General features: G+C 63.9%; 15 protein-coding genes. 6 read left to right on the top strand and 9 right to left on the bottom strand.

Annotated features, from left to right (window positions below):
- Positions 1 to 41: 41 nt before the first annotated feature.
- The 3 genes from M8523_RS08580 to M8523_RS08570 are packed head-to-tail and all read right to left on the bottom strand — an operon-like array spanning position 42 to position 2,350.
- Positions 42 to 383, bottom strand: a complete 342-nt coding sequence (locus tag M8523_RS08580; protein WP_282584421.1) for a hypothetical protein — start codon at positions 381 to 383, stop codon at positions 42 to 44.
- Positions 380 to 838, bottom strand: coding sequence for a DNA polymerase III subunit chi (locus M8523_RS08575; RefSeq protein WP_282584420.1), 459 nt, complete (start codon positions 836 to 838; stop codon positions 380 to 382). The genes M8523_RS08580 and M8523_RS08575 overlap by 4 nt, the downstream gene beginning before the upstream one ends.
- Positions 839 to 853: 15 nt before the next feature.
- Positions 854 to 2,350 (bottom strand): leucyl aminopeptidase, encoded by a 1,497-nt coding sequence (locus M8523_RS08570; RefSeq protein ID WP_282584419.1) that lies wholly within the window; start codon positions 2,348 to 2,350, stop codon positions 854 to 856.
- A gap of 340 nt (positions 2,351 to 2,690) precedes the next feature.
- Here M8523_RS08570 and lptF point away from each other — a divergent pair, with 340 nt between their 5' ends.
- From lptF to rsmA, 4 genes are all read left to right on the top strand, one after another.
- On the top strand, positions 2,691 to 3,824 hold the full coding sequence (gene lptF, locus M8523_RS08565) for an LPS export ABC transporter permease LptF (protein WP_282584418.1): 1,134 nt from the start codon (positions 2,691 to 2,693) through the stop codon (positions 3,822 to 3,824).
- Entirely contained in the window at positions 3,821 to 4,912 is a 1,092-nt protein-coding gene (lptG, locus tag M8523_RS08560) for an LPS export ABC transporter permease LptG (protein WP_282584417.1), read from the top strand. Before lptF ends, lptG begins: the two co-directional genes overlap by 4 nt.
- An 85-nt stretch (positions 4,913 to 4,997) precedes the next feature.
- A complete protein-coding gene (locus M8523_RS08555) occupies positions 4,998 to 7,526 on the top strand; it encodes an LPS-assembly protein LptD (RefSeq protein WP_282584416.1) in 2,529 nt (842 codons plus the stop codon).
- A 33-nt stretch (positions 7,527 to 7,559) separates the two neighbouring features.
- Positions 7,560 to 8,459: a 16S rRNA (adenine(1518)-N(6)/adenine(1519)-N(6))-dimethyltransferase RsmA gene (gene rsmA / locus M8523_RS08550; RefSeq protein ID WP_428350115.1), complete on the top strand. Its 900-nt coding sequence runs from the start codon at positions 7,560 to 7,562 to the stop codon at positions 8,457 to 8,459.
- Here rsmA and gmk read toward each other — a convergent pair.
- From gmk to fabD, 6 genes are all read right to left on the bottom strand, one after another.
- Positions 8,434 to 9,096, bottom strand: coding sequence for a guanylate kinase (gene gmk, locus M8523_RS08545; protein ID WP_282584415.1), 663 nt, complete (start codon positions 9,094 to 9,096; stop codon positions 8,434 to 8,436). The two genes, rsmA and gmk, sit on opposite strands and share 26 nt — an antisense overlap.
- Before the next feature lie 103 nt (positions 9,097 to 9,199).
- A complete protein-coding gene (mltG, locus tag M8523_RS08540; protein ID WP_282584414.1) occupies positions 9,200 to 10,801 on the bottom strand; it encodes an endolytic transglycosylase MltG in 1,602 nt (533 codons plus the stop codon).
- A gap of 246 nt (positions 10,802 to 11,047) precedes the next feature.
- Complete coding sequence (gene fabF / locus M8523_RS08535) at positions 11,048 to 12,325, bottom strand: beta-ketoacyl-ACP synthase II (protein WP_282584413.1); 1,278 nt, start codon at positions 12,323 to 12,325, stop codon at positions 11,048 to 11,050.
- Between the two features lie 175 nt (positions 12,326 to 12,500).
- Positions 12,501 to 12,740 (bottom strand): acyl carrier protein, encoded by a 240-nt coding sequence (locus M8523_RS08530; protein ID WP_282584556.1) that lies wholly within the window; start codon positions 12,738 to 12,740, stop codon positions 12,501 to 12,503.
- 251 nt (positions 12,741 to 12,991) lie between these two features.
- Complete coding sequence (gene fabG, locus M8523_RS08525) at positions 12,992 to 13,729, bottom strand: 3-oxoacyl-[acyl-carrier-protein] reductase (protein WP_282584412.1); 738 nt, start codon at positions 13,727 to 13,729, stop codon at positions 12,992 to 12,994.
- A 37-nt stretch (positions 13,730 to 13,766) separates the two neighbouring features.
- Positions 13,767 to 14,702 (bottom strand): ACP S-malonyltransferase, encoded by a 936-nt coding sequence (fabD, locus tag M8523_RS08520; protein ID WP_282584411.1) that lies wholly within the window; start codon positions 14,700 to 14,702, stop codon positions 13,767 to 13,769.
- A gap of 152 nt (positions 14,703 to 14,854) precedes the next feature.
- On the opposite strand from fabD, the gene rnr reads away from it, so the two are divergent.
- The gene (gene rnr / locus M8523_RS08515; RefSeq protein WP_282584410.1) at positions 14,855 to 17,179 is read left to right on the top strand and encodes a ribonuclease R; all 2,325 of its coding nucleotides are present in this window, start codon (positions 14,855 to 14,857) and stop codon (positions 17,177 to 17,179) included.
- On the top strand, positions 17,179 to 17,610 hold the full coding sequence (locus M8523_RS08510; protein WP_282584409.1) for a DUF983 domain-containing protein: 432 nt from the start codon (positions 17,179 to 17,181) through the stop codon (positions 17,608 to 17,610). Before rnr ends, M8523_RS08510 begins: the two co-directional genes overlap by 1 nt.
- Positions 17,611 to 18,115 lie beyond the last annotated feature (505 nt).

Genomic DNA, 18,115 nt, shown 5'->3' with positions numbered 1-18,115 from the left:
CGTCGCGGGCGCCTCTCAAGTTCAAGGGTCGCGTTCGACACTCACCGGGGTTTTTGCTTCTGAGGCTGAAACCGGGCGGGCGCCGGATAGGTCAGGACCCCGTCTTCCAGGGTGAACCCCTGGCCCGGTCGCGCGGTCGCGGCGGGCGTCTCATCGCCCTCCTGCGACCGACGCGCGATACGGCCCTTTGCGGGCGCGTGGACGGGCGCCGCCGATGCGCGCCGCCCGGATCCCGGCGTCACGAGAGTGGCAGGCCGCGATCTGTCGCCAGGAATAAAGGTCATCGTCTGTCGGCCGGCCGCCAGCGCGGTCGCTCCGGCACCGCGCCACCCGGAAAGAGAGGCCATCGAGACGAATAGCGCGAGGCGCAACATCGGTCTCATGCCCGCTTCTCCCACCGGCCATCGTCGGACTGCTGCCAATAGGTCACGGCATGGCCGGCCTCTTTGAGCGTCTTCCACTGCCCCCGCGCATTCATGACGGCCTCATCGTCCTGTCCGTCGAACAGCAGGACGGCACGCTCGTAGGTGCCGCGAGCGAGCGCCGGCGCGACCGCGGCCCGATCGACAAAGAACCGGATCGCAGCCCCATTGGGGTTCTCGTCGTCATCGGTCAGCAAAATCGGCTGCTGAGCGGCATTGCCGTCCTGCTTCATCGCATGCGGAAGAAAGCTCGCCTCATCGAAGACCCACAAGGCCGTATCGAGCGCCGTCAGGCGCTCGACCGACGTGGCCTGGACCGTGGCGCGCCAGCCGCGATCGAGGGAGCGCTGCAGGAGAATCGGCAGCACCTTGTCGAGCGGCTGGCTTTCGAGATGGTAGAACCAGACCTCCGTCATGAGGCGTCGCGTCCGTCAGCCCTCGTAATGATCGGCCACGAGTCGGTCGAGCAGGCGCACCCCCCAGCCCGATCCCCAGCTCTGGTTGATCTCGTCGACGGGCGACCCCATGCCGGTGCCGGCAATATCAAGATGCGCCCAGGGCACCTCGTTGACGAAGCGCTGCAGGAATTGCGCGGCCGTGATCGACCCGCCATGCCGCCCACCGGTGTTCTTGATGTCGGCGAATTTCGACTCGATCAGCTTGTCGTAGGTCGGACCGAGGGGCAGCCGCCAAACGCGCTCCCCGGTCTCCTGGCCGGCTTTCACCAGTCGTTCGGACAATTCGTCGCTGTTCGAGAACATGCCGGCATATTCATGGGCCAGCGCGACGATGATGGCCCCGGTCAGCGTCGCGAGGTCGATCATGATCGCGGGCTGATAGGTGGATTGGACGTACCAGAGAACGTCGGCCAGCACGAGCCGCCCCTCAGCATCGGTGTTGATGATCTCGATCGTCGTGCCCGACAGGGCGGTCACGATATCCCCCGGCCGCTGCGCATTGCCGTCCGGCATGTTCTCGACAAGGCCGATGGCGCCGACGACATTGGCCTTGGCCTTGCGTGACGCGAGTGCCTGCATGAGGCCGACCACGCAGGCGGCGCCCGCCATATCGCCTTTCATGTCCTCCATGCCGGCCGCCGGCTTGATGGAGATGCCGCCCGTGTCGAAGGTCACGCCTTTTCCCACAACGGCAACGGGCTTCTGACCGGCCGCACCGCCGTTCCAGCGCATCACCACCACGCGGCTTTCGTTGCGCGAGCCCTGACCGACCGCGAGAAGCGCCCGCATGCCGATCTTCTCCAGAGCGGCTTGGTCGAGCACCTCGATTTCGACGCCGAGCGCCTGCAGCTCAGCAGCACGGCGCGCGAACTCCTTGGGGAACAGCACGTTCGGCGGTTCGTTCACCAAGCTGCGGGCCGTATAGACGCCGCCCGCGATGGCCGAGAGGCTGGCGCCCGCGGCGCGTGCCGCCTCAGGCTCCTTCACGGCGATGGCGACCGCGATCGGACCGTCGTCAGTCTTATCGGCCTTGTCCGCCTTCTTGGACTTGTACTGGTCGAACCGGTAGGCGCGGAGCTTCAACCCGAGCGCGAAGGATGCGACGGCCGACGTGTCAGCCCCCGGAAGGTCGAGTATGACGGTCACGTTCGTGCCGGCCCTGAGCTTCCCCATCACGAAGCCGCCGAGGGTCACCCAATCGTGCTGCCCCCAAGGCTTTTCATCCTCCGCTCCGACGACGAGCAGCCGGTCGATCGCGAGTCCGGACGGGGCCAGCAGGTCGAGGACCGATTTCGGCTTGCCCTTGAATTGCGCGATCTCGGCAGCCTTGGTGACCAGCGCCGCCGCGCCGGGCAGCGATCGGGCCGCGGCCCCCTGAAGCTCGACGGATTTGCCGACGAAGCACACCAGGGTTCCGCCCGAGGGCTCGGCTCCGAGGGGCGTGAACGTGATCTCTACCAAGTCGGGCATTCTATCCTCGTCAATGTCAGGCGTATGCCAAGCGTAGCGCGATCCGCGATGCTACGTCCAACGGCAAGCCGATCATTGAGCTTTAACGCTTGAAGAGATGCGGGCAAGGTGACGCTTCGGTAGATCGGCGGAGCTGCCCCGAAAATGCCGTTCGCACTGCCTAATTGGTCTGGCCGCCAGCATGACGGCAGCGACGGTGGCCTCAGTCGATGCGCGAGACGAGGGATCGGATTACGACGTCTCGGGGAGGCGAAAGGACGCGGATGCAGGTTAGGCTTTCTCATCCGGTCGAACCGCTCCGACCTTGCCGGCGCGACCGACCCGCAGTCTCGATCCGCCCATGAGACTGGTCGAGCGCTACATTTTCGGCACCACGTTCTGGGCCTTCGTGTCCGCCCTCGGCGTGTTGACGTTCATGATCTGGATCACGCAGGCGTTGCGCGAATTCGACCTGCTGACCACCAAGGGCCAATCGCTGGTGACCTTTCTGGCCATCACGGGTCTCGGCGTGCCGTCACTCGTCATGATCATCGCGCCGATCGCCTTGTTCATCGCTGTCCTGTACAGCCTCAACAAGCTCAACAGCGATAGCGAGTTGATCGTGATGAGCGCGTCAGGCCTATCGCCCTTCCGTCTGATGCGGCCTTTCGCGTTGCTGACGATCATGGCGGCCCTCGTGGTTTCCATCATGTCCGTGTACGTAATGCCGTGGAGCTTCCACGCCTTGCGTGACCTCGTGACGGAAGTCAGGTCGGACTTCCTGACCCGTGTGGTGCGGCCCGGCACCTTCACGACGCTCGATCAGGGGTTCGTCTTTCACTACCGTGAGCGCGGACCTAACGGCGAATTGCTGGGCGTTTTCATGCAAGACCGGCGCGACCCGGAGAAGGTCTCGACCTATCTCGCCGAGCTTGGACAGACGATCAACAATGAGGACGCCAGCTATCTGATGATGGAGAAGGGCAGTATTCAGCGGCAACAACCGAATTCGCGGGATGCCGCCCTGATCGGCTTCGACAGCTACGCCATCGACCTCGCTCAATTCGGCGCCGATGCCGGGAGTATCACGTACAAGCCACGCGAGCGGAGCACCGCGGACCTCATGCGGCTCAAACCCGACGATCCGAGCGTCAAGCAACAATACGGCAAGTTCCGCTCCGAACTCCATGACCGCTTCGTCAACCCTCTCTATGCGCTCGCATTCGGGCTGATCGCCTTCGCGGCGCTCGGCCAGGCGCGGACGACGCGCCAGGGCCGCAGTTCGGCGATCGTGACAGCGATCATCGTCGTCATGAGCGTCCGGATCGCGGGCTTTGCCGCGTCAAATCTCGCTGCTCGTTCGGCGTCCGGGGTGCTGGTCATGTATGCGGTCCCACTGGTCAGCGTAGTGGTCACGAGCTTCATCATGTTCGGGCCGACGATCCCTCTCCCGCGTCTGCCCACATTTCCATTGATGCGTCCAAGAGCGGCATGAGCGCCATCGGGTTCACGCTGGCGCGATACCTCTCGCTCAAATTCCTTTGGACCGTGCTCGGGGTCTTCGGCACGATGTTCGCGCTGATCTATCTGATCGATTTCGTCGAGCTGTTCCGGCGGTCCGGGGACGCCAAGGGCGCCACGGCGCAATTGGTGGCCTTTCTGTCCTTGCTGCGTGTGCCCGCCGTCGCCGAACAGATGTTGCCCTTTTCTGTTCTGTTCGGAGCCATGTTCGCCTTTCTCAATCTCACGAGAAAGCTCGAATTGATCGTCGCCCGTGCGGCGGGTGTCTCGGTCTGGCAGTTCATGGCGCCGCCTTTGGTCGTCGCGCTGTTGCTCGGCCTGTTCGCCGTCATGGTCTACAATCCGCTTTCGGCCATTTTCAAGCAGCGGGCCGATCGGCTGGAGACCAAGCTCTTCGGCCAGATGCAGGATTCGAATTCCGAGGTGGACCTGTGGATCCGGGAAAGGGGACTCGACGGGCAGGCGATTCTCCGTGCCGCCCGCGCCAGCGACGGCGGGGTCGTGCTCTCCGGAGTCACGGCCTTCGTGTACGAACCAGACGGCGCCTTCATGGAACGGGTCGAATCGCCACGTGCAGAGTTGCATCCGGGTTACTGGGCGTTCGAAAATGCACGGGTGCTTGCGCCCGATACGGCGCCTGTCGATGACAAGACCTACCTGCTCGCGACCAATCTGACACCGGAGCAGGTGACGCAATCCTTCGTCCCGCCCGAGAGTGTACCGTTCTGGACACTGCCAGAGGTGCGCGACCAGACCGAACGCGCCGGGCTCGACGCCACTGCTTATAGCCTGCAATATCAGAAACTTCTGGCCCGTCCCTTGTTGTTTGTCGCTATGGTTCTCGTGGCGGCATCCTTTTCCTTAAGATTTTTCCGGTTTGGTGGCGTGGCCCGGATGGTGTCGGGAGGCGTGGCCTCGGGCTTTGTGCTTTACGTTTCCACGAAGCTTGTCGGAGATCTCGGCGGTGCAGGACTGATCAGCACGACGGTCGCGGCTTGGTCTCCGGCCATCATCGGGAGTATGCTGGGTTCGCTTGTGCTCCTGTACCAAGAGGATGGTTGATGCGGGGCACCCGTTCGTGTGAGTTGATGTGAGATCGCGTATCTTTATCTCCTGCCAGACCGTCCCTGCCAAAGTGCTTGCCTTGATGGCCGTCATTCTCGTGACAGCCGGATGGGTCTCGCCGTCGTGGAGCCAGACGACCACTCCGACGGCAGTCCGGCCCACCAGCACACCGAGCGGCACCACTGATCCTGCGAAGAAAGATCGGCTTCTGGTCGAAGCCAAGGAGCTTGTCTACAATCGGGACACGAATGTCGTGTCGGCCGAGGGCAATGTGCAGCTCTACTACCAGGGCCGCACGCTGGAAGCCGACAAGGTCATCTACAACCGCAACACCAACCGGGTCTATGCCGAAGGCAATGCCAAGCTGACCGAGGCGGACGGGACGGTCACCTACGGCAGTCGCTTCGACCTGACGGACGACTTCAAGAGCGGCTTCATCGACAGCCTGTCCACGATCAGCAAGGACAAGACCCGGCTGACAGCCCCCCGCGGAGAGCGGAGCGAAGGCGAAACCGCGGTTCTCGACAAAAGCACCTACACGGCCTGCGAGCCCTGTAAGGAGCACCCCGAACGGCCGCCGCTCTGGCAGGTCCGGGCCATGAAGATCATCCACAAGAGCGACGAACAGATGCTCTATTACGAGGATGCCTTCTTCGAATTCTACGGCGTCCCCGTCGCGTATTTCCCTTATCTGTCGAGCCCGGATCCGACCGTGTCGAAGAAGAGCGGCCTTCTGGCGCCGCGCTTCCTTTATAACAATCGCCTTGGCTATGGCGCTGCCATTCCCTATTTCTGGAACGTCGCGCCAGACTACGACGTCACGCTCACGCCGACCGTCCTGACACGCCAGGGCGTGCTGGGACAGGCGGAATTCCGCCAACGGCTGAGCAACGGCAGCTACAATATCCGGGCGACGGGCATCTACCAGCTCGACCCCAAAGCCTTTGATGCGGCGCCCTACGGAACCGGAGATCGCGAGCTTCGAGGCTCGATCGAGACGGCCGGCCAATTCTACATCAACCCGAGCTGGAAATTCGGTTGGGACGTTGCGGTCTTCTCGGACAAGTATTTCTTCGAGGACTACAAGCTCCGCGACGACACGCTGTCGACAAACTATGTCCGCGAGTCGATCTCGACAGCCTATCTGACCGGGAAGGGTGAACGCAGCTATTTCGACCTGCGGGGCTATTACATCCAGGGCCTGTCGCAATTCGATTTCGAAAAGCAGCAGCCTCTCGTCCTACCGGTTCTCGACTATAATCGAACGATCCCTGTCGACCCGGCAAAGACCATGGGGATCGGCGGCGAGATCAACATCGACACCAACTTCACGGCGCTAAGCCGTGAATCCGCGGCCTACCAGTCAACTGGTGTCCGGTTGCTCGACAAGGCATTCGGGCTTTACGACGTGTGCCCGACATCCTCGACGCCCAATCTCGCCCTGCCGAACTTCAAGCCGCCGTCCTGCTTCGTTCGCGGTATCGCCGGAAATTACGAACGGGCTTCGGCTCAGATCACCTGGCAGCGCAAGTTCATCGACCCGATCGGCGAGGTCTGGACGCCTTTCGCATTCGCCAGGTTCGACGCCGAAGGCTTGTCGCTGAACGAGTCGGATTCGTTCAGGTTCACCAATGGCAGCGCCACCTCGGTCCTCTCGAATGCCGACCAGGCGAATTTCTTCGGCTCCAAGAATTCCATGTTCGCGCGCTTCCAGCCCGGCGTCGGACTCGATTGGCGCTACCCGTTCGTGGCGCAGACCGGGTCGTTGACCCACACATTCGAGCCCATCGCGCAGATCATCGCGCGACCGAATGAGGCCGAATCCGGAAATCGGCCGAACGAGGATGCGCAAAGCCTGTTTTTCGACGACACCAATTTGTTCGAGTGGAACAAGTTCTCCGGTTACGATCGTGTCGAAGGCGGGGTCCGGGCCAATGCGGGTGGCCAGTACACGATGACGTTCAAGCAGGATGGCTACGTCAATGCCCTGTTTGGCGAGTCCTTCCAGTTGGCCGGGAACAATTCCTACGCGTCCAGCGACGTCGCGCAAATCGCCGGCAATTCGGGATTGCAGACCGACGATTCGGACTATGTGGGCCGAGTCGCAGTGGCACCGAATTCCAATCTCTGGTTCATCGCCAAAGGCCGGTTCAATCAGAAGGATTTCACGCCCGAGACGATCGACCTCGCGGCCAATGCGAAAGCCTACGACCTCACGACGACGGTGCAATATTCGCGCTATGAGGCCCAGCCCCTGATCGGCTACCCTTTCGTCCGCGAGGGCGTATTGCTCACGGGCCGCTACGATTTCCTCCAGCACTACTTCGTGAGCGCCAATACCGTTCTGGATCTCAACCCGCACAAGTATGACAGCGTCACCGGGGCCTACGATCTTGCTGTGAACCACCCGGCGCTCGCGTCGCTTGGCTTCGGTGTGGGCTACAACGACGAATGCACGACATTCAGCATCAACTATTCCCAGACCTACACCACGGCCGCCAATGTCGAGAGCCGTGATCAGACGGTCATGTTCCAGCTTACTCTGAGGACGCTGGCCTCGGCGAAGGGATCGAGCAACCTCGGCGTCACCAATACGACAGATGGGCGCTGAGGCGACGCCAGCGGGTCTGTCGAGGCACTTCGCGTGACCGGGTCGTTGTCCGCCGATGGCCTGCCGCCGCTTCGAGAGGTCGTCGAACGGCATGGGCTCGACCCCAAGAAGGCGCTTGGCCAGAACTTTTTGTTCGACCTGAACCTGACTGGAAAGATCGCCCGCGCCTCGGGACCTCTCGAAGGCGTATGTGTGTTCGAGGTCGGACCCGGACCTGGCGGCCTGACCCGGGCCCTGCTGACGCAGGGCGCGGCCCGCGTCGTCGCCGTGGAACGTGACAGACGTTGCCTCGCGGCCTTAGCCGAGATCGGCGCCCATTTCCCTGGCCGCCTCGACGTGATCGAGGCCGACGCCCTGTCGGTTGATCCGTGCAGCCTAACGGACGCCGAAGTGCCGTTACGGATCGTCGCGAACCTTCCTTACAACATCGGCACGGCGCTGCTCGTCAAATGGGTCGAGACCGCCGCCTGGCCCCCGCGCTTCGATCGGCTGGTCCTCATGTTCCAACGCGAGGTTGCGCAGCGGATCGTCGCGACGCCGGCACAACGCGCCGATTACGGTCGGTTGGCGGTCCTGTGCGGGTGGCGAATGCAGTCTCGCATCCTGTTCGACGTGCCACCTGCGGCTTTTACGCCGCCGCCCAAGGTCATGTCGTCTGTCGTGGAACTCATCCCACGCCGGGATCCTGCGCCCTGCCCGCTCGGCCGTCTATCGGCCTTGACGCTCGCGGCCTTCGGTCAGCGCCGGAAGATGCTTCGCCAGTCTCTCAAGAGCGTCCCCGGACTCGCAGAGACGATCGACATTCCCGATTTTCTCGCGGCGGCCGGTATCGACGGCACGAAGCGGGCCGAAGAAGTCGACGTCACAGGCTTCGTCCATCTGGCTCAACTTTGGGAGCGCCTGACCCTCAGCGCTCGCTCAGGAGTTGGCTGACGAAGGCCGCGGTTGCGGCTTCCTGGCGAACGCGGCGCAGACGCTCGGCCGTCAGGATCGCCAGCACGTCACGGAAGGTCCGTTGCAGATCGTCATTGACGAGGACGTAATCGTAAGTGGTCCAGCGCGTGATTTCGTTGCGTGACGCGCGGAGTCGAGCCGCAATGGTTTCCGGCGCGTCCTCGGCGCGGCGCTCCAGCCGCGACCGAAGCTCGTGGATCGAAGGCGGCAGGATGAAAATCGTCACCACATCCTCGGGCGCCTTGGCCCGCACCTGCTGCGTCCCCTGATAATCGATATCGAACAGGACGTCGCGGCCGTTGGACAGCACTTCGTCGACCGGGCCGCGCGGAGTCCCATAGTAATTGCCATGAACCTCAGCATGTTCAAGCAGTTCGCCGCGGTCCCGCATCGTCTCGAAACGATCGCGTGAGATGAAATGGTAGTGGATGCCATCGGCCTCGCTCGACCGGCGCGCGCGTGTCGTCACCGACACCGAAAGGGTGAGGTCGACGTCTCTATTCTGCAGCAAGAGGCGCGTCAGCGTCGTCTTCCCGGCGCCCGACGGCGACGAGAGGATCAGCATGAGGCCTCTGCGGCGGGGGGGTGTTTGCAGGGCCGGATTGGCGATCATCATGACTGCGAGGCTCGGAACGGGATCGGCAAACTGCGCGATTTCAGCATCGAGGTCCAGAGGTCCCGACCGAAACGGATCATCGGCCAGCGCAGCACGGCTAAAATCAGCGTGCCATCCCGGCGGGCATTGGCGGCAGCGCCTTCAAGGCGGGAACCGATTTGGCGGTCATCAGGTCGTAGGAGTGATCCCGAAGCGGATCGAGGGGCGTCCCTTCGGACGCGTCGAAAATCCGAACTTTGCCGCCCGGCAGGGGCGGTGCCGCTTCGGGGGCCGCGGCGGTCTGCACCCGGTCGGGCTGCAGGGTGGATGACGCGGCCGGCAGCCCATAGGCCGATTCCCGTGCCCGCATCTCTGCCTGCCGCTGTGCCGAAAGCGCGAACGTCATCTGACTGGCGGCCGGACCCGGAGTCGTGTCGGCCTCGGTGTCCGTATCGGCGAACACCGGAGGCGCTTCCTTGGATCTGACACCATCGACTTCGATGTCGAGATCGTCGAAGGGATTGGCTTGAGAGGCTGCCGCCGCCTTCGCGCCCGATGACGCGAAATTCGTGTCTCCCATGACCGGGAGCGGCATCGCGGCAAAACGATCCGGGGAGCGGGAGCCGGACGCCGCATTGCCGGTCGGCAGAAGGTCGCCGAACACGTTGCCATCCTGACCCGCGTCGCCGCGCTGGTTCTTCGGCACGGCACCAGGTGTGGTACCGGGCGCGGGCGGCACGCTTCCGGCGGCGTCGGGCGCGACCTTGTCCTTCGCGTCCCGCTCTATCTGGCGCCACCGAAGCACATTGGCGCGATGTTGATCCAGCGTCTCCGCAAAGGCATGGCCTCCTGTGCCATCGGCGACGAAGTAAAGCTCTTTGGTGCGCGACGGACTGGCGACCGCCTCGAGGGCCGCCTTGCCGGGATTGGCAATCGGCCCAGGCGGAAGACCGACGATCGCATAGGTGTTGTAAGGCGTCTTCTGGTCGACCTCGCTTTTGAGGATGCCCCGCCCGAGCGTGCCTTTGCCGCCCACAAGCCCGTACACGATGGTCGGATCGGACTGCAGGGGAATATTTCGTGACAGGCGATTGATGAAGACCCCGGCCACACGGGGCCGCTCGTCCGCTTTGCCGGTTTCCTTCTCGACGATCGACGCGAGCGTCACGAGCTCGTAGGGCGAGCGGATCACGGTGTCCGATGTACGGTGTGCCCAAACGTCGGACACCACCTTGCGTTCCTCCTGCTGCATGGTCCGGACGAGTTGCTCGCGGGTTGTGCCGCGCGCGAATTTATAGGTGTCCGGCATCAGCGAACCTTCCGGCGGCACGGCCTTGAGGTCCCCGACCAGCACGTCGTTCTCACGCATGCGGTCAACGACCTGCTGGCTCGTGAGGCCCTCGGGAATCGTCAAGGCATGCAGCACCTGCTTGCCCGAGATCAGCGTGTCGATCACGTCCTGCAGGCTGGCGTTCTGCTTGAACAGGTATTCGCCCGCCTTGACGCTGCCTCGGCTGCGTTCGAGCAGCAAAGTCGCCTTCATCAACATCGCATTGTCGATGACGCCGTTCTCCTCGAGCGTCAGCTCGACGTCGTCGCCTTTGGGGATGTTCACCGTCTTGTCGGCGGGCAGCGGCCCAGGCGCGGTGATCTTCTCCGACAGAAAAGACCAACCGATTACGGCGACAACGACGACGACGATCAGAAACGAGAGGACGCCGCTCAAAATCGACGTAAGGGAAGCACGTCTGTGGCGAGGCGCAGGCGACGGCGGCGGCGGCGCCGCGTCAGGCTGCAGGGCTTCCCTCGGGCTTTTCAACGACGCCACCTTTCACACGACCTGAGGACAGTTCGCATCGCCAGATATCCGATGTCTACCCCATGCTGGCGTGACAACAACGGCGCCGTCATGGCGGCGCGGCTTCGATCGGATTGAATTACCCGCCTTGATGCGGCGCTGCCACGCCCATCGTCAGGCGGCATCGATGTGGCGGAAGACCAGCGAAGCATTCGTGCCGCCGAACCCGAACGAGTTGGACAGGGCGACAGCCACGCGCTTCGACTTGGCGCGGTGCGGCACGAGGTCGACGGGCGTCTCCACGGACGGGTTGTCCAGGTTCAGCGTCGGCGGAACGATCTGGTCACGGATCGCCAGCACCGAAAAGATGGCCTCGACGGCCCCCGCGGCGCCGAGAAGATGGCCGATCGCCGACTTCGTGGACGACATCGTCAGCCCTTCGGCCGCATCGCCGACCAGACGCTGAACAGCTCCCAGTTCGATCTCGTCGCCGAGCGGCGTCGACGTGCCGTGCGCGTTGACGTAGTCGATGGCGGAGGGCTCGAGGTCAGCGCGTTTGAGCGCGGCCTTCATGCACCGGAAGGCACCGTCACCGTCGGCGGAAGGCGCGGTGATGTGATAGGCATCACCGGTCAGACCGTAGCCGATGATCTCCGCATAGATCCTGGCGCCACGGGCTTTGGCATGTTCCAGGCTCTCGATCACGACGCAGCCCGCGCCCTCGCCCATGACGAAACCGTCGCGATCCCTGTCATAGGGGCGCGATGCCGCTTGAGGCCGGTCGTTGAAGGCCGTCGACAAGGCGCGGCAGGCGCAGAAACCCGCGAAGCTCAGGCGGTTGACGGCGGATTCCGCGCCGCCTGCCACCATCACTTCGGCGTCGCCGAAGGCCACGAGGCGGGCAGCATCGCCGATCGCATGCGCACCCGTAGAGCAGGCTGTAACGACCGCGTGGTTCGGACCTTTGAGCCCGTGCATGATCGAGACATAGCCGCTCGCCAAATTGATCAAGCGTCCCGGAATGAAGAACGGCGACAAGCGACGGGGACCACGGTCCTTGAGCAGAACCGAGCCGTCGTAGATGCCCCCGAGGCCGCCGATGCCGGAACCGATCAGGACGCCCGTTTCGATCTGATCCTCATAGGTCTTCGGTGCCCAACCCGCATCCGCGAGAGCCTGGGTGGCAGCCGAAACGGCAAAGATGATGAAATCATCGACCTTGCGTTGTTCTTTGGGCTCCATCCACATGTCGGCATTGAACGACCCATTCAGGCCGTCGCCACGTGGAACCTGGCAGCCGATCTTGCACGGAAGATCGGACACGTCGAAGGTTTCGACCGTTCGCGCCCCACTTTCCCCGGCAAGCAAACGAGACCAGCTCGCCGTGACGTCGCCGCCGAGCGGAGACACCATACCCAAGCCGGTGATAACGACCCGACGTCCCAGATTCACCCGATGCGATCCTTAACTGCAACCCGCCATTTCATCTCGATGCGGGCTTTGTGACAATCACCGTCATATTCGGTTTTGTCGTCGATGCAAAAGTCCTCAGCGGTGGGAGCATCGGCTCCGCCCCGCCTTGGCCGAGACGCATACGGCCTCTTGGCGAACCGCGGGGCGGCAGTCGTCAGGACTTCTTGTTCTTTTCCAGAAACCTGACCGCATCGCCCACCGTCACGATGGTTTCGGCGGCATCGTCCGGAATCTCGACGCCGAACTCTTCTTCGAACGCCATCACGAGTTCGACGGTGTCGAGCGAATCGGCACCCAGATCGTCAATGAAATTCGCGTTGTCGACCACTTTGTCCGGCTCGACGCCGAGGTGCTCCACAACGATCTTCTTCACGCGGTCTGCGACATCGCTCATCTTGTCATTCCTTGTTTGGTACTTGGTGCTCTGATCGTGAGCGTTGCTGAATCCAAAGAGCGCCGAGGCAGCATCGGCGGACAATCGGGATGCTGTCGCAACCTCGCCGTCTCGCGTCGCCGCCATCGGCGCCCGCGTTGGAAGCATATTCGCTGCAGAAAGGCAATTTCCTCAGGCCGATATTCTTGGCATAGCTGGCTTGGCTTTGGTAGCATGACACCGACATGATGGCGAGATTTTCGCCACCGGGTCTAGATCATGGCCATTCCTCCGTTGACGTGCAACGTCTGGCCCGTGACATAGGAGGCCTCGTCGCTTGCCAGAAACGCCACGCAAGCAGCCACGTCTCCACCAGCGCCGAATCGGCCCGCCGGAATACTGGTCAACACCCGTTCCTTCTGGGCGTCGTTCAATGCATCCGTCATCGGGCTGACGATAAAGCCAGGAGCGACGCAGTTCACCGTGATGCCCCGGCTGCCGACCTCAGCGGCGAGCGACTTGGACATGGCGGCTAGGCCCGCTTTCGAGGCCGCGTAATTCCCCTGGCCGGCATTGCCGGTGGTGCCGATCACCGACGTGATGCTGATGATGCGGCCGACCCGGCGCTTCATCATGCCCTTGAGGGCTGCCCGGGCAAGCCGGAATCCAGCCGTCAGATTGATGTCGAGCACGCTCTGCCAGTCGTCATCCTTCATGCGTAGGAACAAACGGTCGCGCGTGACGCCGGCGTTGTTGACGAGGATGTCGAGCGAACCGAGGGCGGCTTCGGCGGCCGGCACGAGAGCCTGGACCTCCTCGGGCTTGCTGAGATCGCATGGCAGACAATGGACTCGCTCCCCGAGTTCTTCCGCGAGCCGTTGGAGGACTTCGGCCCGCGTTCCGGAGATCGCGATGCTCGCGCCCTGGGCGTGCAAGGTCCGGGCGATCGCCTGGCCGAGTCCGCCGGTTGCGCCGGTGACGAGAGCGGTTTTTCCCGAAAGTTCGAACACGGGCGTTCCTCCTGATCCTGATGCTGATGGGCGCCGCTCAGCGCGACGCGAGAGCCGCGACCTCGTCGGGGGTGCCGACCGAACGGCCGACTGCCTCCGGCGCAATGCGCTTGACGAGACCCGACAGGACTTTGCCGGCCCCGACCTCGATGAACTCCGTGACGCCGGCCCGCGCCATGAAGTCGACGCTCTCGCGCCAGCGAACCGTGCCGCAGATCTGATCCACCAGCGCGACGCGGATATCCGCGGGAGCGCTGATCGGGCGCGCCAGCATGTTGGCCACCACGGGTACGACAGGCTCCCGGATGTCGGCACCGGCGAGCGCGTCTCGCATGACCACCGCGGCAGGCGCCATCAGGCGGCAGTGGAAAGGCGCAGAGACCTGCAACATCACGGCGCGTCTGACGCCCCGCGCTTTGGCGCCCGCGACTGCCCGCTCGACGGCGGCGGCGGTGCCCGAAATCACGATCTGGCCGCCTCCATTGTCGTTGGCGACGTCGCACACATCACCCTGAGCGGCCTCGGCGGCGATCGCACGGGCCTGATCCTCGTCCACGCCGAGCAGCGCCGCCATGGCGCCCGCACCGGCCGGAACCGCCCGCTGCATCGCCTCGCCACGAAGCCGCAGCAGCCGCGCGGCGGTTTCGAGATCAAGCGCACCCGCAGCCGCAAGGGCCGAATATTCTCCCAGCGAATGACCGGCCACGAAGGTCGCGTCCGCCACCTTGAAGGCTGTCTCGGCTTCGAGGACCCGGACGACCGCGAGGCTCACGGCCATGAGGGCCGGCTGAGCATTGGCGGTCGCGGTCAGCTCTGCTTCGGGACCGTCGAACATCAGGCGCGACAAGGGTTGCGACAGCGCCGCGTCGACACGCGCAAAGACCTCCCGGGCCTGCGGGAAGGCGTCGGCCAGGGCCTTGCCCATCCCGACGGCCTGCGACCCCTGTCCCGGAAACACGAATGCGATCGCCATGAGACCCAGTCCGCATGTTGGAAATGGGGGCCGGACTCCACCATCGGGTTCCGCCTGTCAAGCGCGACCCGCATTTCGCAAGCGATGCGCGAGGAAGAGGTCCCGATAACGCGTCTCGTATTGCCGGGAGAGGCCGACTATATGTGTTTGAAATGTCCGCTTCCACGCCCCTCCCCACAAAAGCCGAGATCCTGGCCCTCATCGCGCAGGAGGTCGCGGCCGCGAAGGAGAGCGGTCGCAAACCGGCTCCTCTCGGCAAACGCGAGCTTGCGCGCGCCTTTGGGATCAAGGGCAGCGATCGTGCAGAGTTGAAACGCGTCTTGCGCGAACTGCAGGAGGAGGGCGCTTTGGAGAAGCGTCGAAAGAGCCTGCGGGGCGCGGGGTCGATGCCGACTGTTCTCGTGGCCGACATCACCGGACGCGACCGGGACGGCGATCTCGTCGCGGTGCCGAACGATTGGGATACGGCGGAACTCGGTGCGGCTCCACGCATCCTCATCGATCTCCCCCGGAAGCCGCGTCCCGGCGCGCCTGTGCCCGGCGTCGGCAACCGCGTGCTTGTGCGGATCGCGCCGGCCGACGACCCCGACGCGACTCACGCGGTCGGCCGCGTCATCAAAATTCTGGAACGTCAGCGAAGCCGCATGCTGGGCGTGTTCCACGACCGTTCCGACGGCGGATTGCGGGTGTCGCCGGTCGACAAGAAAGCCGCCGCGCAGGAATGGACGGTCCCGCCCGAATTCCGTGGCGAGGCCGTCGACGGCGATCTCGTGGCGATCGAGCCGATCGGCCGTGGAACACCCTTTGGGCTTCAACTCGTCCGCGTGGTCGAGCGGCTAGGCTCGCTGAAAAGCGAGAAGGCGGTCAGCATGATCGCCATTCAGATCCACGACGTTCCGTCCGTGTTCCGTCCCGAAGCTTTGAGCGAGGCCGAAGCGGCCGAGGCTCCCACGCTCGCGGGCCGCGAGGACTGGCGGGCCCTGCCCCTCGTCACGATCGATCCGCCCGACGCGAAGGATCACGACGACGCCGTCCATGCCGAAGCCGACCCGGCCGAGGATAATGCAGGCGGGTTCATCGTCACCGTGGCCATCGCGGATGTCGCCGCCCTGGTGCGCCCCGGCACCGCCCTCGACCGCGAAGCGCTCGACCGAGGCAATTCCGTCTATTTTCCCGATCGCGTCGTCCCGATGCTGCCGGAGCGGATTTCGACCGATCTCGGATCGTTGCGGCCCCAAGAAGACCGTCCCGCCTTGGCGGTCCGCATGGTCATCGGCGCTGACGGCCGCAAGCGTCGGCATAGTTTCCACCGCGTGATGATGCGGAGCCACGCCAAGCTCAATTATGCGCAGGCCCAGCAGGCGATCGACGGGGCGCCGGATGACACCGCGGCGCCGTTGGTCGAGCCAGTCCTGCGCCCGCTTTGGGCCGCCTATGAGGCGACGGCGCGGGCGCGCGACGAACGGGGGCCGCTCGACCTCGACCTGCCCGAGCGCAAGATCCTGCTGAAGCCCGACGGGACCGTGGACCGTGTGGTGGTGCCGCAACGGCTCGCAGCGCATCGGCTGATCGAAGAGTTCATGATCCTGGCCAATGTCGCGGCCGCCGAGGCGCTCGAAGCCAAGCAGCAAAGTCTGATCTACCGGGTGCATGACGAGCCGACGATCGCGAAACTGAACGCGCTTTCCGAGTTTCTCGCCACGATCGGCATCCGTCTGGCCAAGGGCCAGGCCCTTCGACCGGCCCAGTTCAACGGCATCCTCGAACGCGTCAGGGGCAGTGAACACGAACATCTCGTCAACGAGGTGGTGCTGCGCTCGCAGGCCCAGGCCGAATATGCGGCCGAGAATTACGGGCATTTTGGCTTGAATCTGAGGCGATATGCCCATTTCACGTCGCCGATCCGGCGCTATGCCGATCTCGTGGTCCATCGGGCCCTCATTCGCGCCCTCGGCCTTGGCTCGGACGGGCTGCCAGACTTCAGCCCCGCGCAACTGGGCGAGATCGCCGCACGCATTTCGGCCGCGGAGCGTCGTGCGATGGCGGCGGAACGCGAGACGATCGACCGGCTGATCGCGGGCTTCCTGGTCGACAAGATCGGCGCAACCTTCGAGGGTCGCATCTCGGGCGTCACGCGGGCCGGTCTCTTTCTCAAGCTGACCGAGACCGGCGCGGACGGCTTCGTGCCGGCTTCGACTCTCGGCGACGAATATTTTCGCTTCGATGAAGCCCGCCGGGCTATGGTGGGGACACGCAGCGGCAAGGCCTACAGGCTCGGCGACATCGTCGAAGCCAAGCTGCTCGAAGCCGCGCCTTTCGCGGGCGCCCTTCGGTTCGGCCTTGTCGGACCCGGTGGTCGCTTGGTGCGGGGCCGCACGTCGGACGGTCGCGCAGGCGACGACAAGACCGCAGGGCGTAAGACGCGCGGACGTTCGGACAGCGCGAAGGCCAAGATGATGAAGACGAGACGAAAGTGATGAGCACAAGCTATCCGACAGCCCTTATGGATGAGCCGCCGCGCGCGAAGCTTCAGGCTCTTTGGCGGGGGTTCAGGGGCCGGTGCCCGCAATGCGGCGAGGGTGCCATGTTCCGGGCTTACCTGAAGGTCAACGACACCTGCCCGCATTGCGGTGCGGAATTGCATCATCAGCGCGCCGACGATGCGCCCCCCTATGTCACCATGTTCATCGTCGGGCATGTCATCGTCAGCCTCCTCCTGACCTTCGAAGTGTTTTGGCCGGAAGCGCCGTTCTGGCTGGAGGCTCTCGTGTTTTGCGGCATGACGGCAGCTCTTTCGCTGATCCTGCTGCCGCGCGTCAAAGGTGCCTTTGTGGCCCTGCAATGGAGCCTGCGCATGCACGGCTTCGGCGAGGCGGCGCCCATGGACAGGTCTTCACCGGCCATTTGACTGCCGCAAAGCAATCCGACGCCACTGCGGAAGATTTCGGACGGCGCGGTACGGCATCCGGTACGTCGGAGCCAGACGTGACACTGGAATGCCTCACCTTTAGAAGATCATGCCGAGTCTATTAATCATCGGCGACCTTCATCATGACACGAATATTATTTTTTCTATTAATTCTACTTGCGTCCTGCGGAGCCCAAGCGGCGCGCGCGTCCGATGTGAATAGAATGCCTTGTAACGAATTGTGCCGGCTTTGGCTGGGCCTGCCTTCGGAGAGGCCCGGTCCAATCCTTCGAGGCGCTCCCGCCGCGATCGGCGATTCATTGCCCAATTCTGAAGCGGCAAGTACAGCGGTGAGCCATGAAGCCCCTCCCCGCCGGCGGCATCGGGAGTACGTCCGCAAACCGGAAGCACGGCTCGCTCGTCCAACCTCAAGTTTTGCCCGCATCGAGGCGACGGGTGCCGCCGCGCATCCACCTGTGGGCGCCCCCAAAGGACCTATGAAAAC

It is taken from the genome of Lichenifustis flavocetrariae (genome assembly GCF_026130545.1).
Taxonomy (GTDB): domain Bacteria; phylum Pseudomonadota; class Alphaproteobacteria; order Rhizobiales; family Beijerinckiaceae; genus Lichenihabitans; species Lichenihabitans flavocetrariae.
Note: the sequence above shows the minus strand (reverse complement) of the source record. Positions and strands in the feature narration are given on the sequence as shown.

Bases quoted from the DNA above. Each gene is read 5' to 3' on its own strand.
- fabD (WP_282584411.1), bottom strand. From the start codon at position 14,702: ATGGCGATCGCATTCGTGTTTCCGGGACAGGGGTCGCAGGCCGTCGGG.
- lptG (WP_282584417.1), top strand. From the start codon at position 3,821: ATGAGCGCCATCGGGTTCACGCTGGCGCGATACCTCTCGCTCAAATTC.
- M8523_RS08570 (WP_282584419.1), bottom strand. From the start codon at position 2,350: ATGCCCGACTTGGTAGAGATCACGTTCACGCCCCTCGGAGCCGAGCCC.
- rnr (WP_282584410.1), top strand. From the start codon at position 14,855: ATGTCCGCTTCCACGCCCCTCCCCACAAAAGCCGAGATCCTGGCCCTC.
- M8523_RS08555 (WP_282584416.1), top strand. From the start codon at position 4,998: ATGGCCGTCATTCTCGTGACAGCCGGATGGGTCTCGCCGTCGTGGAGC.
- M8523_RS08575 (WP_282584420.1), bottom strand. From the start codon at position 838: ATGACGGAGGTCTGGTTCTACCATCTCGAAAGCCAGCCGCTCGACAAG.
- lptF (WP_282584418.1), top strand. From the start codon at position 2,691: ATGAGACTGGTCGAGCGCTACATTTTCGGCACCACGTTCTGGGCCTTC.
- M8523_RS08510 (WP_282584409.1), top strand. From the start codon at position 17,179: ATGAGCACAAGCTATCCGACAGCCCTTATGGATGAGCCGCCGCGCGCG.
- gmk (WP_282584415.1), bottom strand. From the start codon at position 9,096: ATGATGATCGCCAATCCGGCCCTGCAAACACCCCCCCGCCGCAGAGGC.
- M8523_RS08580 (WP_282584421.1), bottom strand. From the start codon at position 383: ATGAGACCGATGTTGCGCCTCGCGCTATTCGTCTCGATGGCCTCTCTT.
- M8523_RS08530 (WP_282584556.1), bottom strand. From the start codon at position 12,740: ATGAGCGATGTCGCAGACCGCGTGAAGAAGATCGTTGTGGAGCACCTC.